Origin of the sequence: Streptomyces sp. CBMA291 (assembly GCF_014596525.1) — a bacterium.
Taxonomy (GTDB): Bacteria; Actinomycetota; Actinomycetes; order Streptomycetales; family Streptomycetaceae; genus Streptomyces.
The window spans coordinates 1-24,316 of record NZ_MSJP01000093.1; the positions used below are offsets into that span (position 1 = coordinate 1).

The window sequence follows — 24,316 nt, forward strand, 5'->3', positions numbered from 1 at the left end:
GTCGGCGGCCCGCGCGGGCGCGTCGGCCGCCCGCTCCCCGGCGGGGCTCTCGGCGGCGGGCGTCGGCACGTCCTCCGTCGCCTCGGGGGCCGTCGTACCGGCGGAGGCGCCAGCCTCGCGTTCCGCGATCTCGCGCTGGAGTGCGGCGGGGGAGAAGCGCATGGTCGCGCCGCTCTCGACGTCCCCGCCCCCGAACGGCAGGGCCGTCCCCGGCAGTGGCGCGGGCGGCGGGAAGGCCATCGGCGCGGGAGCCTCGGGCGGCGCGGCGGCCGGGGACGCCCCCACCGGAGGCATCGCGACGGGCGGAGCGCCCACGGGTGGCATGGGCGGGGCGGACGGGACGGACGGGACGGACGCACCCGGCAGGGCGGGAGCGCCGGGAGTTCCTGGAGCCCCTGGAGTCCCTGGAGCCCCGGGACTTCCCGGCACAACAGGCGTACCTGGCGGTACGGGTGCACCCTGAACCGCAGCCGTATCGGGTACCCCAGCCGCGCCAGGCACCCCAGCCGCACCCGGAATCGCACCAGGTGTCATGGCCGCACCAGGCACCGCGCCGCCCCCGGAAGCCATGGGAGGCACAGGAGCCCCGGGGGCCACAGGCGTACCGGGAACCGCATTCGCACCGGGCACTACAGGAGCCCCCGGCACTACGGGAGCCCCTGGCATCACAGGAGTACCCGGAAACACGGGAGCCCCCGGCGTCGCAGGCGCAACAGGCGCCCCTGGCGCAGCGGCCGACCCTGGTACCCCAGACCCAGCGGCCATCCCCGGCCCCCCAGGTGCAGCAGCCGTCCCCGGCATCCCAGGTGTCACGGGGGCCCCTCCGCCCCAACCCGGCTCGAAGCCCCCGTTCGTGGGAAGGCCCGGTACCGGCAGCGGAGGTGCCGGGGGAGTCGCGCCCGCACCCGAACCGCCCGCACCCGTACCCGTACCGCCCGACGCGTTCTGCGTGTACCAGGCGGGCGGGGTGTAGTCGATGGTGAACTCGCCCGTCATCTCGGCGGAATCCGCGTCGGACTGATCGTCGGCGGGCGGATTCCAACCCCCGTGGATCTCGTCGCGATCGCCGTTCACTTTGCCTCCTGGTGTGGTCGAGCACCCTTGTGCCGTCGTGGGCCGGGCCCTTCCACCCTAATCGGCGCGGGCCACCCCGGGGCAGGCCCGAAGACCCTCCGCGCACCTCCCCGGGAGCGGCTCCGGGCCCCAAGTGAGCCGCCCGCGCCGCAGAGTGAGAACCCCGTCCGTTCAAAGCACGTCAAAACCGGACGTACGCCCGCGACTTCGCTTCGTTCAGTCCATCCGGCGCGCGGCGCCCAACAATCCCGTCTCGGTGTCCGTCGCCTGCGTCATCACGAACTGCCGGTCGTTCTGCGTACACCAGAGGGTCACCCCGTCCGCGAGTGTCGAGAGAGCCTCCTGCTCGTGCTGCGGCAGATTCATCACGCGCCCGATCCGGACGGCCTCGTCGGGGGAGACTCGCTGGACGCCGACCAGGGAGGACTTCTCCAGGAGCCGGGGCGCGACTGGGCTCAGATAGGGGAGCAGCGTCACCACCGACTGCCAGGGCGCCGAGACGACCCGCCCGCGCGGCGGACGCATCCCGCAGTCGCGGATCACGACCACCGGGCTGCCCGCCGACGCGCCCTGCGGCGGCACCCGGCCCACATCGTGCAGGCTGACGCAGGGCTGTCCACCGCCCGCCGCCTGCGCGAGCGCGGTCCAGGACTGCGCGCGGCCGGTCTCGACGGCCACCCGGGCGCCGGTCGCCGCCGCCCGCAGGGCCATCACCTGCGCGGTCCACAGTCCGCCGATGAGGGTCACGTCGTAGGGGACGGGCCGGTTGACGCCGAGCACGGCGGGCCGGTTCTCCGCGTCGACGCCGATGACCATGCCGTCGTCCCCGACCGGCAGGGCCAGCGCGTCGAGTTGGTCGAGCGGGACGGAGTGCCGGTCGCGGCGCGGCCCGACGAGCCCGAAGCCGAACCGGGGCCGCGCGCCCCGCCCCGTACGCCGGGAAGCGGAACCGCGGGAGGCGGAGCCACCGGAAGCGGAGGCCCGGGAGGCCGCGTCACGGCCGGGTCCCGGGCCGCGCGCCTCGGAGTCCCGGGAAGCCGTGTCCCACTCGCCCGGCCGGCCGGGTCCGTTCGCGCCGTGGGCAGGAGGAGGGGAAGCGGGCATCAGCGCGCACCCCCCAGCGGAAGCGTCGCGAGCATGCCCGGCACCTGTTCGCGGTCCAGTCGCACGAGCCCCGTCCTCACCCCGCGCGCCGCACGCTCCAGTTCGTGCCGGGCGGCCACCAGTTCCTCGTCGCTGCGTCCGGTGATCCGTACGTGCCCGGTCACCGTCGCCTCCTGCCGGTCCCCGCCGCTCACCGTCAGACTGAACGTCGTCGCGAGCGCGGGCAGCGAGGTCAGCAGGGCCACCAGCTGCGGCATCGAAGCGCCCGCGCCGCCGTTCCCGCCGCCCAACTGCGGCCAGCGGCCCACCCAGTACGTGGTGTGCCTGCGGTCGTCCACCCGCCAGGTGCGGGCCGTCTCCTGGGTCCGCCGCGCCCTCGTCTGCCCCCGCCCCGCCTGCGCGATCGCCATCGGGCTCGCGCAGGTCGAGGTGGCGAGCGCCGAGGTCAGCTCCTGCTCGGTCAGCACGCTCGCGGTGAACCCGGCGCCCGCGAGACGGCTCGCCAGCTGGTCCGCCGCGCGCACCAGGCACTTGCGCGCGCCCGTGAGACCGCCGCCGCGCGCGGCCACCGCCTCCGGGCAGAGTTCGGGGTCGAGCTTCAGCGCGATCCAGGTGATCCGTACGGCGGGCGAACCCGTCTGCGCCTGGAGCGGCACGTAGTTGCGCGCGGCCATCGACTGCGCGGGCAGGTGCGGGGCGGGCGCTGGCTGGGTGTGCTGCACGATCTGCGCCGACTCCAGCCGGATGCCGTCCACGCTCAGGGCGGACCGGACGAGCCCGACGGGCAGCGGCCGTGCCGCGCGGTCCGGGCGCAGCGCCGTACCGTCCGACTCCACCCGCAGGACGGCGGTCAGGAACGTGCCGTCGCCGACCATGCCGACCGGCCGCCGGTCGCGGTCGCTGTAGGTGGAGGTCCGCAGCGCCGGATCGCACTCGACGACCGGCGCGAACCCCGGCTCGGTGTCCTCCGGCACGGCGAGGGACGCGGCGCGGCGGGTACGGGTCCGCAACGCGAGGAACGTTCCCAGCCACTCAGGCAGCGAGCGCCGGTGCCTGCGGACCACCGCGAGCAGCACGAGCACGACGGCGAGCACGCCCGCGGGCACCAGGAGGACCGGATCGACGGCCCAGGCGACGAGCAGGACCGCGGCGGCCACCTCGATCAGTACGAGCTGTTGCAACTGGAACGAACCGAAGTGTCCCGGCCGGGCCTGGAGCCTCGGCGCCACCGAGGAGGCGGAGCCCGTGGCCGGGGGTGTGGAGCCGGTGGCCGCGGCGGGCCGTCTCCGCGTCGCGGAAGCCATGATGGAGAATCCCCCTCAATTCATCCCGATCACCCTGGCCCGCCAGGGCTTTGGCGGCCGGATCACCCTACCCGCCCCCCGCACCCCGGGGGACAGCAGGCATAGTAGGGGCCCGGTCCGACGGCCGGGGCCCGGGTGTCCTCTCCCCAGGCTCCCGCGCGAAGATCGCGCCTGACGAGAATGGGGACTCATGGCATCGCGGCGGGACGAGCTGAACGCGTACACCTTTGCGAAGAAGCGCACGGTGGCGGCATTCCTCCAACCCTCGCCCACCGGTACGGAGGAGGGGGCGCCGAAGCCGCTGCGCGCGATCGTCCCCGGGATGGTCGTCGCCGCGCTCGTCGTCGCCGGGTTCGGTGCCTGGGGCATGTTCCGGCCGCAGGCGCCCAAGGGCTGGGACGCCCCCGGCACCCGGGTCGTCGTCGGCAAGCAGTCCACCACCCGGTACGTGGTCCTCCAGACCGGCAAGGGCAAGGACGCCAAGACCCTGCTCCACCCGGTCCTCAACCTCGCCTCCGCCCGACTCCTCCTGGATCCCGACCAGTTCCAGGTCGTCCAGGTCGCCGACAAGACCCTCGACGAGGGCAAGCCGCCGCGCGGCCCGATCCTCGGCATCCCCTACGCCCCCGACCGGCTGCCCAGCGCCGAGGAGGCGGGCAGGGCCAAGCGGTGGGCGGTCTGCGAGCAGCCCGGCGGCGGCGCGGGCGCCAGTGTCCAGAAGGCGACCTTCCTCTTCGCCGAGCGCGATCTGAAGCGCACCGAGGACGCGGGCCGTCTGAAGGACGGTCAGATCCTGTACGTGAAGGGGCAGAAGGGCGGCGCCCGGTTCCTTGTCGACCACACCGGCACCAAGTACCCCCTCAAGACCGAGTCCACCGGACTGCTCACCGCCCTCGTCGGTCTCGGCAAGGAGCCGCAGCCCGTCACCGACGACTGGCTGGCCACCCTGAAGGACGGCGACGAGGTGGACTTCCCGGTGGTCGACGGCCGGGTCGGCACCCCCGCCGAGGTCCCCGGCAGCACCCTGAACGAGACCGAGAACCGCGTCGGCATGGTGCTCCTCGCCCAGACCGGATCAGGACCCCAGCACTACGTCGTCCTCCCGGGCAAGGTCCAGCCGGTCACCCCTTTCACCGCCTGGCTGCTCATCAACGCGCCGCAGACCGGCCTCCTCGACATGGACGGCAGGCCGACCACCGTCGACGCCTCCTCCTTCGACCCGGACCCCACCCCCTTCCACGCCGAGGTGCGCTGGCCCCGGCTGAAGTCCACCCAGGTCAACGCCGCCACCGGGGCGGGCGCCCGGGACACCGTGTGCAGCGTCCTCACCCATGTCGGCGAGAAGGGCGAGACGACCCTCACTACCTGGGCGGGCACTCGGTACCCCGCCGACATCACGGCGGGCGGCACCAGCACGTACGTCACCCCCGGCACCGGTCTCCTCTACACCCAGATCCAGGGCGCCGGGCAGAAGGCACCCGACGGCTCGCTGTTCCTCGTCACCGACACCGGACTGCGGTACGCCGTCCAGGCCAACGGCGACAGTGACTCCGCGCACTCCGAGATCGGCGCCGGGGACAAGGAGAAGCCGACCGACGGACGCCCGGAACCCAGCGACGCGCAGAAGCGTCTCGGCTACGAGAAGGTCACCCCGGCCCTCGTCCCGATCGCCTGGTCGGAGTTCCTGTCGAAGGGCCCGCGACTCGACACCAACAGCGCGCGTCAGCCGCAGGGTTCCTGAGGGGGGCACCGGTGACGACCACGTACCGCACGGCCGCCGCCCTGCTCGCCGCGGGCGCCCTCACCGGCCTCCTCGCCGGGGCCCCGGCCGCCGCCGCGGGACCTGCCCGGAGCGGCGGACACCTCCCTGCCGGGTCCGCCCCGGGCGGCCCGGCCCTCGACGGCGGCGGCGAATGCGCCTTCCCCATGAAGAAGCAGATCGAGGGCACCCCCTGGCCGCTCCAGCGGGTCCTCCTCGACGAGCTGTGGCAGGACACCAGGGGCAAGGGCGTCCGGGTCGCCGTCATCGACACGGGTGTCGACGACGTCAACCCGCAGTTGAAGACCGCCGTCGACGCCAAGGCGGGCAAGGACTTCCTGAAGCCCGACAAGGAGAACCCGGGCCTTGGCGACGAGCGGCGCGGCAAGACCGACGGCACCGTCGACCAGGTCGGCCACGGCACCAAGGTCGCCGGCATCATCGCCGCCCGCCCCCGTCAGGGCACCGGCTTCGTCGGTCTCGCCCCCGAGGCGACGATCATCCCGATCCGGCAGAACGACGAGAAGAACAGCGGCAAGTCCGACACGATGGCCCAGGCCATCGACTGGGCCGTCCGGCAGAAGGCCGACGTCGTCAACATCTCCCAGGACACCACCCAGCCACTCGGCCCGGACTCGGCCATGGCCAAGTCCGTCGCCGCCGCGATCAAGGCGGGTGTCGTCGTCGTCGCCTCGGCGGGCAACGACGGCATGGACGGCACGCTGAAGGACACCTATCCCGCGGCCTTCCCCGGAGTCCTCGCCGTCGCCTCCTCCGACCGGAACAACGAACGCGCCGCGTTCTCCCAGTCCGGCACGTTCGTGGGCGTCGCCGCCCCCGGCGTCGACATCGTCTCCACCGTCCCCGGCGGCGGCCAGTGCGTCGACAACGGCACCAGCTTCTCCGCCCCGTACGTCGCCGGGGTCGCCGCGCTGCTGCGCGCCAAGTACCCCCGGTGGTCCGTGGCCCAGATCGTCACCCGGATCGAGCAGACCGCCGTCCGCTCGGTCAACGGCCGGGACAACCACGTCGGCTGGGGCGTCGTCGACCCCGTGCGGGCCCTCGCCGACGCCCCCGGCACCCCGCCCGCCTCACCCACGCCCGACCCCGGTCCCGCGAAGCCGCCCGCGCCCGAACCGGCCCGGCTCGCGCTCGCCGAGACCCCCAGGGAACGCTCCGTACGCCTGGCCACCTACACGCTGGGGATCGGCGTCGTCCTGGTGTCCGTCGTCGCCGGAACGGCCGTCGTGATCCGCGACAGCCGCCGCCGGAGGGAGGCCCGTTGACCTGTACGGGGGCCAAGTATCCGGTCCTTCCTTTGCAGTTGGAACTGCCGCCGCCAATGGCTAAAGTGACCGCGGGGCGCACGGCAGTGCGAACCCAGCACGGGGGCGGCATCAGAAGATTCCCGTCCGCATCACGACCGGATGGCCCGACGGCCCGGCCGTCGACGCCACCCAAGGAAGAAGGGGCAAGATGTCGAAAGACCTGAACGTCACCAGTGCCGAACAAGTCAAGCTCGCCGGCCGGATCCAGGACTTCCACGACGAGCTCCAGGCCCGCATCACCTCCCTCAACGGCGTGATCGACCGCATCCAGGCGGGCTGGCAGGGCGCCGCGAGCAAGGAGTACGACCGGGTCCAGAACGACCTGAACCGGCGCCTGCGCAACATGCGCGTCGAACTGGTGAAGCTCGAAGAGATCATGCGCATGAGCGCCGACGGGTTCACGCAGGAGGAAGAGGACCGCGTCCGCTCCTTCCGGAAGATGGACGACACCTCCTCCGGCCAGAGCGCCATCCTCGGCATGGCCTGAGCCGTCCGGCCCGACCAGTCCTCCGCGCCACTCTCACCCCAGGAGCCACCATCATGACCACAGCGGTCAATTACGACACCGTGACGCAGGCGGCGGCCGATGTCCGCCTCACCTCCCACACCCTCTCCGAGAAGCTCACCGACCTCATGCGCGAGGTCAACCGTGTCGCCTCCGACTGGGAGGGCGAGGCGAAGATCGCGTACCGCGAGAGCCAGGACCGCCTCTCCAGCGACATGGCCGGCATGACCCAGGACCTGTCGCGCATCGCCCAGCTCCTGGACGAGTCCGTCGTGGGCTACCAGGACACCGACAAGGGCAACGCCGCCCGGTTCCGCATGATGTGACCGAGTCCGTCACCACGACGGACAGACGTGAGGGGGTGGCCCGTCCCACGGGCCACCCCCTCACGCGTGCCGAGGCGTCCGCGCGGACTCAGCGCAGGTCGAACTCGCCGTCCCTGGCGCCCAGGACGAACGCGTCCCACTCCGCCTTCGTGTAGCGCAGCACCGTGTCCTTGTCGAGCGAGGAGCGCATCGCCACCCCGCCCTCCGGCAGCCGGGCGATCTCCACCCGCTCCTCGTCCGGGCTGGTCCCCGGCGCGCCCTCCCACACCGCGTCGGAGAGGTCGAGCGCGTACAACTCGTCCTTCTGCCGCTCCTTCTCGGCGGCGCGGGCGGCCTCCTCGGCACTGCCCGTGCTGGTGTCTGCCTCGCTCATCGGCGCGTTCCCTTTCGCGGTGGTACGACGGTCCCCGCCACCCTAGTGGGACCGCCGCACCCGTACGGCGGGAAATCCGCCACCCGTCAGTGCCGCTCCGGCAACCAGCCCAGCTGCACGAGCGGCGTCCCCCGCTTCCGCGACACGAACGTGCCCCGGCCCGGCGGCATCGGCCGGGCCCGCACATTGCCCAGGATGTCGCCCTCGCCCGGATCGCCGGAGAGCAGCACGCCCTGCGCGCCCAGCTCCTTCATCCGCTGCATGAAAGGCTCGTACATCGCCCGCGAGGCACCGGCCGAACTGCGCGCCACGATGAACCGGATGCCGACGTCCCGCGCGAACGGCAGGTTCTCCACGAGGACCGCCAGCGGATTCGCCGAGTTGGTGGCCACCAGCTCGAAATCGTCCACGAGTACGAACAACTGCGGCCCCGACCACCAGCTGCGGTCCCGCAACTGCTGCGGAGTGATGTCCGGTTTCGGCGCCCGCTTCGTCATCACCGTGTTGATGGCGTCCATGTGCATCTGCATCGCCGACGCCATCGGCGCGTATTCGAGCAGATGCGAGGGCGCGACCGCCTCCAGCATCGTCCGCCGGTAGTCGCCCACCACGATCCGCGCCTGCTCCGGCGTGTACCGCTCGCACAACTGCTTCGCGATGAGCCGCAGCAACGCCGTCTTGCCCGACTCGCTCTCGCCGAACACCAGGAAGAACGGATCGGTCTCGAAGTCGACGAACACCGGCTCCAGAGAGGTCTCGTCGATGCCGATCGCGACGCCGTGCCCCGGATACTCGAAGCCCTTCGGCAGCCGCTCCGCCGGCAGCATGCGCGGCAGCAACCGCACGGCGGGCGCCGGAGCCCCCGACCACGCCGCCCGCACCGCCCGCACGAACGCCGCCGTGCCGTCCGACAGGTCCTCCGCCGCACTCGACCCGTCGATCCTCGGCAGCGCACCCATGAAGTGCAGCTTCTCCGGCACCTGACCGCGCCCCGGCACCCCCGTCGGCACGTTCGCCGCCACCTTGCGGTCGAACTCGGAGTCCATGACGTCACCGAGCCGCAGTTCGAGGCGGCCCAGCATCTGGTCCTTGAGCGCCGCCCGCACCTCCATGTAGCGGGCGGCGGTGATCACCACATGGATGCCGTAGCCGAGCCCGCGCGCCGCGATGTCGGCGACGACCGGCTCCAGCATGTCGTAGTCGTTGCGGAAACCGCCCCAGCCGTCCACGACGAGGAAGACGTCCCCCCACGCCTCGCCCGGCAGCTCGCCCGCCGCCCGCCTGCGCCGGTAGGTCGCGATCGAGTCGATGGCGTGCGAACGGAAGAACTCCTCCCGCCGGTTCAGCACCCCCATCACCTCCGCGACCGTCCGCCGCACCCGCTCCGGATCCAGCCGCGAGGCCACCCCGCCCACATGCGGCAGGTCCGCGAGCGCCACCAGACCGCCACCACCGAAGTCCAGACAGTAGAACTGCACCTCGGCGGGGGTGTGGGTGAGCGCGAACGAGGAGACCAGCGTCCGCATGATCGTCGACTTGCCCGACTGCGGACCGCCCACCACCATCATGTGACCCGCCGCGCCCGAGAAGTCCCGGTACAGCACCTCGCGCCGCTGCTCGAACGGCTTGTCGACGAGCCCGAGCGGCACCGTCAGCGCACCCTGCCGGGTGTACTCCGTCGCCGTCAGACCCCGATCCGCCGTCCCCGCGAGACCCGGAAGCAACTGGTCGAGCGAAGGCGCCTGGTCCAGCGGCGGCAGCCACACCTGGTGCGCGGGCACCCCCTGCCCCTCCAGCCTGCGCACGATCACGTCGAGGACCGTGTCCGCGAGCGCGTCGTCCTCCTCGCTCCGCCGCCGCTCCGTCAGATACGCCGGATCGGGCGCCGCGTACACCACCGGCACCGGCGCCGCCGTGAACAGCGCGGGGCGCCGCTCCACCGGCAACCGCCCCACCTCAAGACGGGGCCCGCCCGTCCGGTACGTCCCCGAGACGTACGCCGCCTTGAACCGCGTCATCTCGTCCGTACCGAACTTCAGATAACCCGAACCCGGCACCGACGGCAGGTGATACGCGTCCGGAACACCGATCGCCGTCCGCGACTCCGCCGCCGAGAACGTCCGCAGACCGATCCGGTACGACAGATACGTGTCCAGACCCCGCAGCCTGCCCTCCTCAAGGCGCTGCGAGGCCAGCAGCAGATGCACACCCAGCGAACGCCCGATCCGCCCGATCTGAATGAACATGTCGATGAAGTCCGGCTTGGCGGTCAGCAGTTCCGAGAACTCGTCGATCACCAGGACCAGTGAGGCCAGCGGCTCCAACGGCGCACCCGCCGCCCGCGCCTTCTCGTAGTCGTGGATGTTCGCGTAGTTGCCCGCCGAACGCAGCAACTCCTGCCGCCGCTGCAACTCGCCCCGGATCGCATCACCCATCCGGTCGACCAGCGTCAGATCGTCCGACAGGTTCGTGATCACCGCCGCCACATGCGGCATCTGCGACATCCCCGCGAACGTCGCACCACCCTTGAAGTCCGCCAGGACGAAGTTCAGCGTCTCCGAGGAGTGCGTCACCGCCAGACCCAGCACCAGCGTCCGCAGCAGCTCCGACTTGCCCGAACCCGTCGCACCCACACACAGGCCGTGCGGCCCCATGCCCTCCTGGGCCGCCTCCTTCAGATCCAGCATGACCGGCTGCCCGTCCTCGCCGACCCCGATCGGCACCCGCAGCCGCTCCGCCACCGACCGCGGCCGCCACGTCCGCGCCACGTCCACCGACGCCGCGTCCCCGAGCCCCAGCAGATCGGTGAAGTCCAGATTGGCGAGCAGCGGTTCGTCGTCGTCCCCGCCGCCCATCCGCAACGGCGCCAACTGCCGGGCCAGCGCCTCCGCCGCCGGCAGCGAGATGCCGTCCGGCACCCCCTCGTACGCGAAGCCGCCCCCCGACTCAAGGCGCAGCCGCCCCGGCCGCACCACCACGGACAGACCACCGCGCGGCTCGTCCAGATCACCCGGGACGACCTCCACGATCGTCACCCCCTGAAGCCCCTCCGGCGCCGCGAGCAGCGAATCCGGCGGCACCATCCCCCCGTCGAGCACCACCACCACATGCGGCTGGTCCAGCACCGGCTGGTTCTCCCGAGAGAACCGCGGACGCCCCTCAAGGCGCGCCCGGACCAACTGCTCGACCTCCCCCAGATCATCACCGAACAAGCGCTTCGTCCCGGCCCCGTCGTACCCGTCGGACAGCCCGGACACCTGCGCGTGCGGCAGCCACTTCGTCCAGTCCCACCGCTCCTGCGCGGGCCGCGCCGCCACCACCGCGAGCATCAGATCGTCGGGGGAGTGCAAGGTCACCAACTGCGCCACCAGGGCCCGTGCCGTCGCCTGCGCCGACTCCGGCTCACCCGACACCGTCACGTGGTAGAACGCCCGCATCGACACCGCCATCGGCAGCCCGTCCAACGTCCCGTGCACCGCCAGGAACTGCTGCATCGCCCCCGCGCACAAGGGCTCCAGCTCGTCCACGGGCGCGGTGTCCGGCGCCACCAGCGGCGTCGCCAACTGCTGCGCCCCGAGCCCGATCCGCGCCTGCCCGAAATCATGGTCGCCGACCCGCCGCTCCCACACCCGCGAACCCTCGGCCACCACCGACCACAACTGCTCGGGCGCCGGGTGCAGATACAACTGCGCGTCCCGCTGCCCCCGAGCCGTCCGCCGGACCGTACGCCGGGTCTGCGCGAGGTATTTGAGGTAGTCGCGCCGCACATCAGCCATTTGCCCCTGCGTACCGCGACGGAATCTGACGAACTGCGCGATCGCCATCGCGACCGTCGACGCCAGCATCAGGACGCCCATGATCCGCATGATCGGCGACGGCGTCATAAAGAAGAAGACCACCGAGGAACCCATGCCGAGCATCGGCAGCAACTGCATCAGCGCCGACTCCTGCTGCCCCCGCGGAAGTTCCGGCGGAGACTCCAGGACCAGTTCCTCACCGGGCACTTCCGGCGGAAGAGACCTCGGCGGGCGTTTGACGACGATCTGGCTCACCGGCGCATCAATCCCTCGTTGGAGACGGGCTCGTGGCGGGCGCGTCCGGGCGGCGTCCCGGCCGACGGCCGGACGCGCGGACTTCCCCCATGGGACGGCGATCCTACGTGCAGCCGCCAACTGCCGTCCCCGGTAGGGTGGCGCGCGCATCGTGCGCAACCGCGAATCAGGGGGTCCAGACACGTGAGTACGACCGCAGCGACCGGCTTCTGCCGCGTCACCGTCGTGGCGCCGGACAGCCGCATCGACGTCGCACTCCCCGAGGACATCGCCGTCGCCGACGTCCACCCGGAAATCCTCCGCCTCACCGGTCAGACCCAGGCCCCCGGCACCCCCACCGGCTACCACCTCGTCCGCCGCGACGGCTCCGTCCTCGACGGCGCCCGCACCCTCGTCGCCCAACAGGTCCTCGACGGCGAGGTGCTCTCCCTTCGCCCCTTCGCCCAATCCCTGCCCCCGGCCGTCTACGACGACGTCTCCGACGCCGTCGCCTCCGCCGTCACCCGCGACCGGCACCTGTGGAGCGACGACCTGCTGCGCGGCGCCGGACTCCTCGGCGGCGTCCTCCTCCTCGTCCTCATGGGCTTCGTCCTCTGGTTCGCCGACCCGGTCCGCCACGACATGCACAGCCTCCCCGGGATCATCGCCGGAGCCGCCGGACTCCTCCTCACCGCCTTCGCCGGAGTCCGCGCCCGCGTCTACGCCGACCGCGCCACCGCCGTCGCCCTCGGCCTCGGCGCCCTGCCCCTGCTGCTCATCGCGGGCTCCGGCGTCATCGCCGCCGACCCCGGCCAGGGACCCGGCCGCCTCCAGTTCCTCCTCGGCTGCGTCACCGTCCTCGTCGCCGCCGTCGCCCTCGTCGCCCTCACCCCCAGCGGCGACGCCCCCTTCGTCGCGGCCACCTTCCTCGCCGGCGTCGGCACCCTCGCCACCTTCCTCGCGATCCTCACCGACACCACCGCCACCGAGACCGCCGCCGTCTGCGCTCCCGTCGCCATCGGCCTCGTCGCCTTCCTGCCCGGCCTCTCCGCCCGCTTCGCCCGGCTCCCCATCGGCTACGCCGCCCCCCGCAGCGCCGCCGACGACGAGTTCCCCGGCGAATCCCGCAACCCCGCTGAGGACGCGCAGCCCCTGGACGGCGAGCGCATCGCCCTCCAGGCCAGGCGCGGCCACGAGATGCTCCTCGGTCTCGTCGGCGGCTGCGCGGCCGTCGTCGTCGGCTCCGCCGCCGTCCTCGGCTTCACCGGAAACGTCCAGGGCCAGCTCCTCGCCCTCACCGCCGGTCTCGCGATGCTGCTGCGCGCCCGCCTCTTCCGCTACACCTCGCAGGTCGCCTGCGTCCTCGTCTCCGGCATCGCCGCCATCGCGCTGCTCGTCCTCGGCCTCTCCCTCGACCCCCCGGCCGACCTCGTCAAGGAGTTCCTCCTCTACGGCGACCGGGGCGGCCTGGACATCCGGGCGATCTGGCTCACCGCCTCCGTCGCCGCGGGCGCCGCCCTGATCACCGCGATCGGCCTGATCATCCCGAGGAAGGGACTCTCCCCCTTCTGGGGCAGGCTCCTCGACCTCGCCGAGGGCCTCGTCCTCCTCGCCCTCGTCCCCCTCTGCCTCGCCGTCCTCGACGTCTACGGCACGGTCCGCTCCCTCACGGGGAAGTGACCCACCCGGCCGAGCCCGTACCGCCGGACCGGCGCCACGGAATCCGTACCGCGGGGCCCGTACCACCGGACCGGTGCCACCGGATCCGCACCGCGGGGCCCGTACCGCCGGATCCGTATCCTTGGACCCACCCCTTCGGGTGCCGCTCCCGCACCGGAGGACGACCGGCCGACCCAGGCGCGCTCCGCCGACCTGGTACGCTGTGTGACGGCCGTTTGTGTACGCGCTCCCGGAATGCCCCGATCCCGGTCGGAGACCTCTGGAAGCTGCGCTCATCGGACCTTCGCCCGTGGAGTCACGGAAGCTTCCCCTGAGACCTAGACCAGGGGCACTCGCGGGCGCACGAACCAAGAGGAGATCCGCGTGGCTCTCGACGCCGCTGTCAAGAAGCAGATCATGGCCGAGTTCGGCACCAAGGAGGGCGACACCGGCTCCCCCGAGGTCCAGGTCGCGATGCTGTCCCGCCGCATCTCGGACCTGACCGAGCACCTCAAGCAGCACAAGCACGACCACCACTCCCGTCGTGGTCTGCTGATCCTGGTCGGCCAGCGCCGCCGCCTGCTGCAGTACCTGGCCAAGAAGGACATCCAGCGCTTCCGCGCGCTGGTCGACCGCCTCGGCATCCGCCGCGGTGCGGCCGGCGGCGCCAAGTAAGGCACGTCGTGAAGGGAGCGGTTCCCACTTTCAGGGGGCCGCTCCCTTTGCCGTACGTGCGCGAAGTGCGCATCGGCACTTAGTCTGGACGCACAACCCCATTCGACGGGCGAGGAGCCGCCGGCTCGCCGCCGGTCCTCGGTAGTGGCCCCCGGGACGGAACCCCGGGTGCTTCGATCGAAGACCGGCCCGCACCCGAGGCGCTTCTCCGCCCCCGTCGCACACCGTCCCCGGCCACACGGGCCGAAGGACGCAAAGACGAACACGTAGGAGAAACCACTAGTGGAGAACGAGACCCACTACGCCGAGGCCGTCATCGACAATGGCGCCTTCGGCACCCGCACCATCCGTTTCGAGACCGGCCGTCTGGCCAAGCAGGCCGCCGGCTCCGCCGTCGCCTACCTGGACGACGACACGATGGTCCTCTCCGCGACCACCGCCTCGAAGCGCCCCAAGGACCAGCTCGACTTCTTCCCCCTGACGGTGGACGTCGAGGAGCGGATGTACGCGGCCGGCAAGATCCCCGGCTCCTTCTTCCGTCGTGAGGGCCGCCCCTCCGAGGACGCCGTCCTCACCTGCCGCCTGATCGACCGCCCGCTGCGCCCCTCCTTCAAGAAGGGCCTGCGCAACGAGATCCAGATCGTCGAGACGATCATGGCGCTCAACCCCGACCACCTCTACGACGTGGTCGCGATCAACGCCGCCTCCTGCTCCACGCAGCTGGCCGGCCTGCCCTTCTCCGGCCCGATCGGCGGCACCCGTGTCGCCCTGATCAAGGGCCAGTGGGTCGCGTTCCCGACGCACACCGAGCTTGAGGACGCCGTCTTCGACATGGTCGTCGCCGGTCGCGTCCTGGAGGACGGCGACGTCGCGATCATGATGGTCGAGGCCGAGGCCACCGACAAGACCATCCAGCTCGTCAAGGACGGCGCCGAGGCTCCGACCGAGGAGGTCGTCGCCGCCGGTCTCGAAGCCGCGAAGCCCTTCATCAAGGTCCTCTGCAAGGCCCAGGCCGACCTCGCCGCCAAGGCCGCCAAGCCCACCGGCGAGTTCCCGGTCTTCCTGGACTACCAGGACGACGTCCTGGAGGCGCTCTCCGCCGCCGTCAAGGGCGACCTCGCCAAGGCGCTCACCATCGCCGGCAAGCAGGAGCGCGAGGCCGAGCTGGACCGCGTCAAGGAGCTGGCCGCCGAGAAGCTCCTCCCGGCCTTCGAAGGCCGCGAGAAGGAGATCTCGGGCGCCTACCGCGCGCTGACCAAGAAGCTGGTCCGCGAGCGGATCATCAAGGACAAGGTCCGCATCGACGGCCGCGGCATCACGGACATCCGTACGCTCGCCGCCGAGGTCGAGGCCATCCCGCGCGTGCACGGCTCGGCGCTCTTCGAGCGTGGCGAGACCCAGATCCTGGGCGTCACCACCCTCAACATGCTCCGCATGGAGCAGCAGCTGGACACCCTCTCCCCGGTGACCCGCAAGCGCTACATGCACAACTACAACTTCCCGCCGTACTCCGTCGGCGAGACCGGCCGCGTGGGCTCGCCCAAGCGCCGCGAGATCGGCCACGGCGCCCTCGCCGAGCGCGCCCTCGTGCCGGTCCTCCCGACCCGCGAGGAGTTCCCCTACGCGATCCGTCAGGTGTCCGAGGCCCTCGGCTCCAACGGCTCGACGTCCATGGGCTCGGTCTGCGCCTCCACCATGTCGCTGCTGAACGCCGGTGTGCCGCTCAAGGCCCCCGTCGCCGGTATCGCCATGGGCCTGATCTCCGAGGACATCGACGGCCAGACGCACTACGTCGCCCTCACCGACATCCTCGGTGCGGAGGACGCCTTCGGCGACATGGACTTCAAGGTCGCCGGCACCAAGGAGTTCGTCACCGCCCTCCAGCTCGACACCAAGCTGGACGGCATCCCGGCCTCCGTCCTGGCCGCGGCCCTCAAGCAGGCCCGCGACGCTCGCCTCCACATCCTCGACGTGATGATGGAAGCGATCGACACCCCGGACGAGATGTCCCCGAACGCCCCGCGGATCATCACCGTCAAGATCCCGGTGGACAAGATCGGTGAGGTCATCGGCCCCAAGGGCAAGATGATCAACCAGATCCAGGAGGACACCGGCGCCGAGATCACGATCGAGGACGACGGCACCATCTACATCGGTGCCGCCGACGGCCCGGCCGCCGAGGCCGCCCGCGCCACGATCAACAGCATCGCCAACCCGACCATGCCGGAGGTCGGCGAGCGCTACCTGGGCACGGTCGTCAAGACCACCACCTTCGGTGCCTTCGTCTCCCTGCTCCCGGGCAAGGACGGCCTGCTGCACATCTCGCAGATCCGCAAGCTCGCCGGTGGCAAGCGCGTGGAGAACGTCGAGGACGTGCTCGCGATCGGCTCCAAGGTCCAGGTCGAGATCGCCGAGATCGACCAGCGCGGCAAGCTCTCCCTGATCCCCGTGATCGCGGACGAGGACGCGGCTGCCGAGGGCGACGCTGCCAAGTGACGTCCCGTAGTTCCCGCGCGACGGCCCGCCCCTCCTCGGAGGGGCGGGCCGTCGCCCGTACCCAAACGCTTCTCCCGGGCAAGGACGGCGTCGGCACGGTCCGCCGCACCACCCTCCCCGGCGGCCTCCGGATCGTCACCGAGACCCTTCCCTCGGTACGCTCCGCCACCTTCGGCATCTGGGCCCACGTCGGCTCCCGCGACGAGACCCCGGCGCTCGGCGGTGCCACCCACTACCTGGAGCACCTCCTCTTCAAGGGCACCCACCAGCGGTCCGCCCTCGACATCTCCGCCGCGATCGACGCGGTCGGCGGCGAGATGAACGCCTTCACGGCGAAGGAGTACACCTGCTACTACGCCCGGGTCCTCGACACCGACCTGCCGCTGGCGATCGACGTCGTCTGCGACATGCTCACGGACTCGCTCATCCTCGACGAGGACGTGGACGCCGAGCGCGGTGTCATCCTCGAAGAGATCGCGATGACCGAGGACGACCCCGGTGACGTGGTGCACGAGCTGTTCGCGCAGACCATGTTCGGCGACACCCCGCTGGGCCGCCCGGTCCTCGGCACCGTCGACACGGTCAACGCCCTCAGCCGGGGCCAGATCTCCCGCTTCTACAAGAAGCACTACGACCCCACCCATCTGGTCGTCGCCGCCGCGGGCAACGTCGACCACGCCACGGTCGTACGACAGGTCCGCCGCGCCTTCGAACGGGCCGGTGCCCTCGGCCGTACGGACGCCACGCCCATCGCCCCCCGCGCGGGCCTGCGCAAGCTGCGCACGGCGGGCCGCGTCGAGCTGCTCGGCCGCAAGACCGAGCAGGCGCACGTGGTCCTCGGCATGCCGGGCCTGGCCCGCACCGACGAGCGCCGCTGGGCCCTCGGCGTCCTGAACACCGCCCTCGGCGGCGGCATGTCCTCCCGCCTCTTCCAGGAGGTCCGCGAGAAGCGCGGTCTGGCCTACAGCGTGTACTCGTACACCTCGGGCTTCGCCGACTGCGGACTCTTCGGGGTGTACGCGGGCTGCCGGCCCGGTCAGGTCCACGACGTCCTGAAGATCTGCCGGGACGAACTGCACAAGGTCGCGTCCGACGGTCTCACCGACGACGAGATCACCCGCGCCGTCGGCCAGCTCTCCGGCTCGACCGTCCTCGGCCTTGAGGACACCGGCGCGCTGATGAACCGCATCGGCAAGAGCGAGCTGTGCTGGGGCACCCAGATGTCCGTGGACGACATGCTGGACCGGATCGCGGCCGTCACCCCGGACGAGATCCGCGAGGTCGCCCGCGATGTACTGGACCAGCGGCCCTCGCTTTCGGTGATAGGCCCGCTGAAGGACAAGCAGGCGGACCGTCTCCACCAAGCGGTCTCCTGATCCCGAGCCCTTAAGGAAATCAGAGCAATGAGCAAGCTGCGCGTGGCGGTCCTCGGTGCCCGGGGCCGTATCGGCTCCGAGGCGGTCCGGGCCGTCGAGGCCGCCGAGGACATGGAACTGGTCGCGGCCCTCGGCCGGGGCGACGAGCCGGAGAGGCTCACCGAGGCGGGTGCCCAGGTCGTCGTCGAGCTGACCACCCCCGACTCGGTCATGGCCAACCTCGACTTCTGCGTGCGCCACGGCATCCACGCGGTCGTCGGCACCACCGGCTGGACCGAGGACCGCCTCGCGCAGCTGCGGACCTGGCTCGCGGCCTCCCCGGAGACCGGTGTCCTCATCGCCCCGAACTTCTCCATCGGCGCGGTCCTCACCATGAAGTTCGCCCAGCTCGCGGCCCCGTACTTCGAGTCCGTCGAGGTCGTCGAACTGCACCACCCGAACAAGGTGGACGCCCCCTCCGGCACCGCCGCCCGGACGGCCCAGCTGATCGCCGCCGCCCGCGCGGAGGCCGGTCTCGGCGCCCAGCCGGACGCCACCGCGACCGCCCTGGACGGGGCCCGCGGCGCGGACGTGGACGGGGTCCGGGTCCACTCGGTACGCCTCCGGGGCCTCCTTGCCCACCAGGAGGTGCTGCTCGGCGGCGAGGGCGAGACCCTCACCGTCCGGCACGACTCCCTGCACCACTCCAGCTTCATGCCGGGCATCCTGCTCGGCGCCCGCCGCGTGACCCGGACCCCCGGCCTCACCTTCGGCCTGGAACACTTCCTGGACCTGGGCTGACGTCATGGGCGGAAAGATCACGTACGTCTTCCTCGCCACCGTCCTCGTGCTGGTCTTCGGGGTGGTGGGGATGGAGGGCGTCCTGCTCCTCCTGACCGGCGAACCGGCCGCCATGGGCATGGGCGCGGTGGCGTTCCTGCTGCCGGTCGTCGGCGGTTGGTTCCTCTGGAAGAACACCAGGTTCGCCCGCCGGGCGAACCTCCTGGCCGCCGAGCTGGAGGCCGAGGGCGGTCTCCCGGTCGACGAGCTGAAGCGCACCCAGGGCGGCCGGATCGACCGTGACTCGGCCGACGAGGTCTTCGCCCGGCGCAAGGCCGAGACCGAGGACGCTCCGGACGACTGGCGCTGCTGGTTCCGGCTCGCGGTCGCCTACCACGACGCCCGCGACACCCCCAGGGCCCGCAAGGCGATGCAGCGGGCGATCACCCTCCACGAGGGACGCCCGGCGAACGCCTGAACCCCGGCCGACGCCTGAGCCCCGGTCCCCCCGTCGTACGGACGACGGCGGGACCGGGGCTCAGGTGTTCCTACGGCGTGGGGTCAGCGTGCTCCGGCCGGGACGAGCCCGTACTCGGCGTTCCAGGCCTCGACCGTGTCGGCCGCCCGGTCGAAGGCCTCGATCCGGGAGAGGAAGTCGGCGCCGTGGTCGGTGAGCAGCAGCAGCCGGTCCCCGCCCTGCCGGTCCAGGACCAGGGCCTGGCCCTGGACGGTCCTGGGGAGTCCCAGCCAGCGCACCGGCTGCTGCACGGTCCGCAGGGAGGCCACCCTGGCCCACGGCACGGTGACGGTCGAGAGGAAGCCGACCCTGCGTACCCCGGCCCGGCTCACCCAGGCACCCATACGGAGCATCCGCAGGGCGGCGGCGATGACGAGCACGGCGCCGCCCAGGGTGACGAGTCCGCCGCCGAAGGCCCCGGCGGCGGCGATGATCACCGCGGCGAGGAGCACGAAGGAGGCGAGCAGCAGCGCGAGCGCCGCCGCACCGACCCGCCAGGACCCGGGCCGGTAGGGGCGGCGCCACTGATCGTGGTCGTCGAACGGCAGGGCGACCTGGTCGGTCGGGTCAAAAGCACGGTCGGCCGTCAGGAAGGGCAGGGGCACGACAGATCCTCACTCACAAGCACGCTCGAACGGGCGGTGCCCGGTGAGGCTACCTCAGCGGTTGTCGGAGGCTTCGGACTGCTGCTGGTGAGTGGCCGACTCGCCGGACTGGAGCGAGGGGATCCCGAAGATGACCGATCCCACGAGGCCGGCCGCGACGGTCAGCCCGAGCAGGGTACGCCCCACGATCTGCGAGGCGCGGGGGCGCTCGCGGGGCGGCGGAGTGACGTTGCTGCGGAAGTGGTCGGCCTCCGCGACGAACGCGAACGGTACGGCCTCTCTCCGGCTGAACATCAGGGCCACTCTCCTCGGTAGTCGTCGTCCTTCACCATGGAAGACGAAGGAAGCCGGGATTTGGTGCCCTTATTTCACCAAACCGGCCGAATCTCATCCTTCGGTAGGACGTCGTTAGAGTGGACGACTGCAACCGCCGAACGGAAGGACCGCTGGTGACAGACAGCCCCACAGAGAACGTGAAGATCGACTTCCGGAGCGACGTCACCGTTGATCTGGTCAGGAGCGCGGCGACCGACTCCGACGTCCTCTGGGCGGCCAGGGTCTCCACGGCGGGGGAGCAGTCCCTCGAAGAGCTCCAGAAGGACCCGGAGCGCTCGAAGGGCCTCATCAACTTCCTCATGCGGGACCGCCACGGCAGCCCGTTCGAGCACAACTCGATGACCTTCTTCATCAGCGCCCCGATCTTCGTCTTCCGCGAGTTCATGCGGCACCGCGTGGGCTGGTCGTACAACGAGGAATCGGGCCGCTACAGGGAGCTCCAGCCGGTCTTCTACGTCCCGGACGCCTCCCGCAAGCTCGTCCAGCAGGGGCGCCCCGGCAAGTACGTCTTCGTCGAGGGCACCCAGGAGCAGCACGACCTGGTGAGCCGAACGATGGAGGACTCGTACCGGAAGGCGTACGAGACCTACCAGGAGATGCTGGCCGCCGGTGTCGCCCGCGAGGTCGCCCGCTCGGTCCTCCCGGTGGGCCTGTTCTCCTCGATGTACGCCACCTGCAACGCGCGCTCGCTCATGCACTTCCTCGGGCTGCGCACCCAGCACGAGCTGGCCGCCGTCCCGTCCTTCCCGCAGCGGGAGATCGAGATGGTCGGCGAGAAGATGGAAGAGCACTGGGCCCGGCTGATGCCGCTGACCCACGCGGCTTTCAACAAGAACGGGCGTGTGGCTCCGTAACGCACAGATGTCCTAAAGCCCTCGCGAAGTGTCCGGATTGCGGCGTTTCGTGAAGTTCATCTAGGCTGATCAAACGGACCCGGCGCTGCCTGAACCCCCGAGCAGGCAGCGCCGGGCTCCCTTTCACCCGTCCCCCGAGGGGGCACCCGGCGCTGAGCAGCGAGTAGCGTGTTACCCATGGCTCCGATCTCCACTCCGCAGACCCCCTTCGGGCGGGTCCTCACCGCCATGGTCACGCCCTTCACGGCGGACGGCGCACTCGACCTCGACGGTGCCCAGCGGCTCGCCACCCACTTGGTGGACGCGGGCAACGACGGCCTCGTCATCAACGGCACCACCGGCGAGTCCCCCACCACCAGCGACGCGGAGAAATCGGAGCTGGTCCGAGCGGTACTCCAGGCGGTCGGCGACCGCGCCCACATCGTCGCGGGCATCGGCACCAACGACACCCGCCACTCCGTGGAACTCGCCCGCACCGCCGAGCGTGACGGCGCCCACGGCCTGCTCGCCGTCACGCCGTACTACAACAAGCCCCCGCAGGAGGGCCTGTACCGGCACTTCTCGGCCATCGCCGACGCCACCGGCCTCCCGGTGATGCTGTACGACATCCCCGGCCGCAGCGGCGTCCCCATCGAGACCGAGACGATCGTCCGGCTCGCCGAGCACCCCCGTATCGTCGCCAACAAGGACGCCAAGGGCGATCTGGGCCGCGCCAGCTGGGCCATCGCCCGCTCCGGCCTCGCCTGGTACTCCGGCGACGACATGCTCAACCTGCCGCTGCTCTCCGTGGGCGCCTGCGGCTTCGTCTCCGTCGTCGGCCATGTCGCCACCCCGGAACTCCGCGCCCTCCTCGACGCCTACCTCGGCGGCGAGATCCAGAAGGCCACCGAGATCCACCAGCGGCTGCTTCCCGTCTACACGGGCATGTTCCGCACCCAGGGCGTCATGACCACCAAGGCGGCGCTCGCCCTCCAGGGTCTCCCGGCCGGCCCCCTCCGACCGCCGCTCGTCGAACTCTCCGCGCAGGAGACCGAGCAGCTCAAGGTCGACCTGGCCGCCGGCGGGGTAGAACTCTGACAACGGACTTCACAACTGAATACCGACAACAGCAAGTGCACGAATGTCATGCGCGCCATGTGCCGAGAGGTACGTGGCGCGCGTGGTGAGGAGAGTCTTTTGAGTCATCCGCATCCTGAACTCGGTGCCCCGCCGAAGCTGCCGAAGGGCGCCCTGCGCGTCATCCCGCTCGGCGGGCTCGGCGAAATCGGCCGGAACATGACCGTCTTCGAGTTCGACGGCCGTCTGCTCATCGTCGACTGCGGCGTCCTCTTCCCCGAAGAGGAGCAGCCGGGAGTCGACCTGATCCTGCCCGACTTCAGCATCATCCGGGACCGCCTCGACGACATCGAGGGCATCGTGCTCACGCACGGGCACGAGGACCACATCGGCGCCGTCCCGTATCTGCTCCGTCTGAAGCCGGACATCCCGCTCATCGGTTCCAAGCTGACCCTCGCCCTGATCGAGGCCAAGCTCCAGGAGCACCGCATCCGCCCCTACACCCTTGAGGTGAAGGAAGGCGACCGTGAGGTGCTGGGCGCGTTCGACTGCGAGTTCATCGCGGTCAACCACTCCATCCCGGACGCCCTCGCGGTCGCCATCCGCACCCCTGCGGGCATGGCCGTCGCGACCGGCGACTTCAAGATGGACCAGCTTCCGCTGGACGGGCGCCTGACCGACCTGCACGCCTTCGCGCGGCTCAGCGAGGAGGGCATCGACCTTCTGCTGTCCGACTCGACGAACGCCGAGGTCCCGGGCTTCGTCCCGCCGGAGAAGGACATCTCCAACGTCCTGCGCACGGTCTTCGCGAACGCCCAGAAGCGCATCATCGTGGCCAGCTTCGCCAGCCATGTGCACCGCATCCAGCAGATCCTGGACGCCGCCCACGAGTACGGCCGCCGGGTCGCCTTCGTCGGCCGCTCGATGGTCCGCAACATGGGCATCGCCCGCGACCTGGGCTATCTGCGGGTCCCGGCCGGTCTCGTGGTGGACGTCAAGACCCTCGACGACCTGCCGGACGACGAGGTCGTGCTCGTCTGTACGGGTTCCCAGGGCGAGCCGATGGCGGCCCTGTCCCGGATGGCGAACCGCGACCACCAGATCCGGATCGTCCCCGGCGACACCGTGATCCTGGCGTCGTCCCTGATCCCGGGCAACGAGAACGCGGTCTACCGCGTGATCAACGGCCTGACCCGCTGGGGCGCGCACGTCGTCCACAAGGGCAACGCCAAGGTCCACGTCTCGGGCCACGCCTCGGCCGGCGAGCTGCTGTACTTCTACAACATCTGCCGCCCGAAGAACCTCATGCCGGTCCACGGCGAATGGCGCCACCTGCGGGCCAACGCCGAGCTGGGCGCGATGACGGGGATCCCCAAGGACCACATCGTCATCGCCGAGGACGGCGTCGTCGTCGACCTGGTCGACGGCCGCGCCCGGATCACCGGCAAGGTCCAGGCGGGTTACGTGTACGTCGACGGCCTGTCGGTCGGCGATGTCACCGAGACCTCCCTGAAGGACCGCCGGATCCTCGGCGAGGAGGGCATCATCTCGGTCTTCGTGGTGGTCGACTCCTCGACCGGCAAGATCGTGGGCGGCCCGCATGTGCACGCCCGGGGCTCGGGCATCGACGACGCCGCGTTCGACGCGGTGCTCCCGAAGATCGACCAGGCCCTGAACCGGTCGGCTCAGGACGGTGTCGTCGAACCGCACCAGCTCCAGCAGCTGATCCGTCGCAGCGTCGGCAAGTGGGTCTCCGACACCTACCGCCGCCGCCCGATGATCCTCCCGGTCGTCGTGGAGGTCTGACCAGCGCGGTTCCGGAGCGGGGCGCCTCGATTTGCATCGGGGCGCCCCGCTCCAGTACGTTTACGGCTCCGCCAGAGCGGGAACCCCCCAGCGCTTCGCAGCACGGGAACGGTTCCACGGAAGGCGGGAAATCCGACCGAGATCTTCTGATAAAGTCGGAAACGCCGAAAGGCCCCCGGAGTGAAAACAAAAGGGACCGGAAAGCACCGAGGAAATCGGGTCGGAAAGATCTGATAGAGTCGGAAACGAAGGAAGCGCCCGGAGGGCCTGGAAACAGGAACGAAGGAAGCGTCCGCACCTTGAGAACTCAACAGCGTGCCAAAAATCAACGCCAGATTAGTTGATACCCCGTCCATCTTCGGATGGTCGAGGT

Annotated in this window: 20 protein-coding genes; 13 read left to right on the forward strand and 7 right to left on the reverse strand. The window is 71.1% G+C overall.

Annotated elements, in window-relative coordinates:
* The 3 genes from BU197_RS30690 to eccE form a co-directional block, all read right to left on the reverse strand.
* Positions 1–1,074 (reverse strand): SCO5717 family growth-regulating ATPase (locus BU197_RS30690; protein ID WP_317453404.1); only part of this gene is annotated, 1,074 nt, incomplete at its 3' end.
* A gap of 216 nt (positions 1,075–1,290) precedes the next feature.
* Entirely contained in the window at positions 1,291–2,178 is an 888-nt protein-coding gene (locus tag BU197_RS22305; RefSeq protein ID WP_223183446.1) for a hypothetical protein, read from the reverse strand.
* A complete protein-coding gene (eccE, locus tag BU197_RS22310) occupies positions 2,178–3,482 on the reverse strand; it encodes a type VII secretion protein EccE (protein WP_188270088.1) in 1,305 nt (434 codons plus the stop codon). Before eccE ends, BU197_RS22305 begins: the two co-directional genes overlap by 1 nt.
* A 190-nt stretch (positions 3,483–3,672) precedes the next feature.
* Here eccE and eccB point away from each other — a divergent pair, with 190 nt between their 5' ends.
* The 4 genes from eccB to BU197_RS22330 all read left to right on the forward strand — a co-directional run bounded on the left by eccB (position 3,673) and on the right by BU197_RS22330 (position 7,400).
* Complete coding sequence (eccB, locus tag BU197_RS22315) at positions 3,673–5,223, forward strand: type VII secretion protein EccB (protein ID WP_188270089.1); 1,551 nt, start codon at positions 3,673–3,675, stop codon at positions 5,221–5,223.
* An 11-nt stretch (positions 5,224–5,234) separates the two neighbouring features.
* On the forward strand, positions 5,235–6,527 hold the full coding sequence (mycP, locus tag BU197_RS22320) for a type VII secretion-associated serine protease mycosin (protein ID WP_317452227.1): 1,293 nt from the start codon (positions 5,235–5,237) through the stop codon (positions 6,525–6,527).
* Between the two features lie 190 nt (positions 6,528–6,717).
* The gene (locus BU197_RS22325) at positions 6,718–7,056 is read left to right on the forward strand and encodes a WXG100 family type VII secretion target (RefSeq protein ID WP_188270090.1); all 339 of its coding nucleotides are present in this window, start codon (positions 6,718–6,720) and stop codon (positions 7,054–7,056) included.
* 53 nt (positions 7,057–7,109) lie between these two features.
* Entirely contained in the window at positions 7,110–7,400 is a 291-nt protein-coding gene (locus BU197_RS22330) for a WXG100 family type VII secretion target (protein ID WP_188270091.1), read from the forward strand.
* A gap of 88 nt (positions 7,401–7,488) precedes the next feature.
* Here the strand turns inward: BU197_RS22330 and BU197_RS22335 are convergent, their stop codons facing one another.
* Both BU197_RS22335 and eccCa read right to left on the reverse strand, forming a co-directional pair.
* Entirely contained in the window at positions 7,489–7,773 is a 285-nt protein-coding gene (locus tag BU197_RS22335; protein ID WP_188270092.1) for a DUF397 domain-containing protein, read from the reverse strand.
* A gap of 86 nt (positions 7,774–7,859) precedes the next feature.
* Positions 7,860–11,825: a type VII secretion protein EccCa gene (eccCa, locus tag BU197_RS22340; protein ID WP_188270093.1), complete on the reverse strand. Its 3,966-nt coding sequence runs from the start codon at positions 11,823–11,825 to the stop codon at positions 7,860–7,862.
* A gap of 183 nt (positions 11,826–12,008) precedes the next feature.
* Here eccCa and eccD point away from each other — a divergent pair, with 183 nt between their 5' ends.
* The 6 genes from eccD to BU197_RS22370 all read left to right on the forward strand — a co-directional run bounded on the left by eccD (position 12,009) and on the right by BU197_RS22370 (position 19,247).
* Positions 12,009–13,484: a type VII secretion integral membrane protein EccD gene (eccD, locus tag BU197_RS22345; RefSeq protein ID WP_188270094.1), complete on the forward strand. Its 1,476-nt coding sequence runs from the start codon at positions 12,009–12,011 to the stop codon at positions 13,482–13,484.
* Positions 13,485–13,847: 363 nt separating this feature from the next.
* On the forward strand, positions 13,848–14,138 hold the full coding sequence (gene rpsO / locus BU197_RS22350; RefSeq protein ID WP_030693282.1) for a 30S ribosomal protein S15: 291 nt from the start codon (positions 13,848–13,850) through the stop codon (positions 14,136–14,138).
* Positions 14,139–14,420: 282 nt separating this feature from the next.
* A complete protein-coding gene (locus BU197_RS22355; protein WP_188270095.1) occupies positions 14,421–16,634 on the forward strand; it encodes a polyribonucleotide nucleotidyltransferase in 2,214 nt (737 codons plus the stop codon).
* Complete coding sequence (locus BU197_RS22360) at positions 16,631–18,010, forward strand: M16 family metallopeptidase (RefSeq protein WP_188270096.1); 1,380 nt, start codon at positions 16,631–16,633, stop codon at positions 18,008–18,010. Before BU197_RS22355 ends, BU197_RS22360 begins: the two co-directional genes overlap by 4 nt.
* A 27-nt stretch (positions 18,011–18,037) precedes the next feature.
* Positions 18,038–18,790, forward strand: coding sequence for a 4-hydroxy-tetrahydrodipicolinate reductase (dapB, locus tag BU197_RS22365; RefSeq protein WP_188270097.1), 753 nt, complete (start codon positions 18,038–18,040; stop codon positions 18,788–18,790).
* A 4-nt stretch (positions 18,791–18,794) separates the two neighbouring features.
* On the forward strand, positions 18,795–19,247 hold the full coding sequence (locus BU197_RS22370; protein WP_188270098.1) for a hypothetical protein: 453 nt from the start codon (positions 18,795–18,797) through the stop codon (positions 19,245–19,247).
* An 83-nt stretch (positions 19,248–19,330) separates the two neighbouring features.
* Here the strand turns inward: BU197_RS22370 and BU197_RS22375 are convergent, their stop codons facing one another.
* Positions 19,331–19,891: a hypothetical protein gene (locus BU197_RS22375; RefSeq protein ID WP_188270099.1), complete on the reverse strand. Its 561-nt coding sequence runs from the start codon at positions 19,889–19,891 to the stop codon at positions 19,331–19,333.
* A gap of 54 nt (positions 19,892–19,945) precedes the next feature.
* Positions 19,946–20,185, reverse strand: a complete 240-nt coding sequence (locus BU197_RS22380) for a hypothetical protein (RefSeq protein WP_188270100.1) — start codon at positions 20,183–20,185, stop codon at positions 19,946–19,948.
* Positions 20,186–20,340: 155 nt separating this feature from the next.
* Here BU197_RS22380 and thyX point away from each other — a divergent pair, with 155 nt between their 5' ends.
* The 3 genes from thyX (at position 20,341) to BU197_RS22395 (ending at position 23,943) form a co-directional block, all read left to right on the forward strand.
* On the forward strand, positions 20,341–21,081 hold the full coding sequence (thyX, locus tag BU197_RS22385; RefSeq protein ID WP_188270101.1) for an FAD-dependent thymidylate synthase: 741 nt from the start codon (positions 20,341–20,343) through the stop codon (positions 21,079–21,081).
* Positions 21,082–21,258: 177 nt separating this feature from the next.
* Positions 21,259–22,158 carry a 4-hydroxy-tetrahydrodipicolinate synthase gene (gene dapA, locus BU197_RS22390; RefSeq protein WP_188270102.1) on the forward strand — a complete coding sequence of 300 codons (900 nt, stop codon included), beginning with the start codon at positions 21,259–21,261 and terminating at the stop codon, positions 22,156–22,158.
* 99 nt (positions 22,159–22,257) lie between these two features.
* The gene (locus BU197_RS22395) at positions 22,258–23,943 is read left to right on the forward strand and encodes a ribonuclease J (protein WP_188270103.1); all 1,686 of its coding nucleotides are present in this window, start codon (positions 22,258–22,260) and stop codon (positions 23,941–23,943) included.
* Positions 23,944–24,316: the final 373 nt, after the last annotated feature.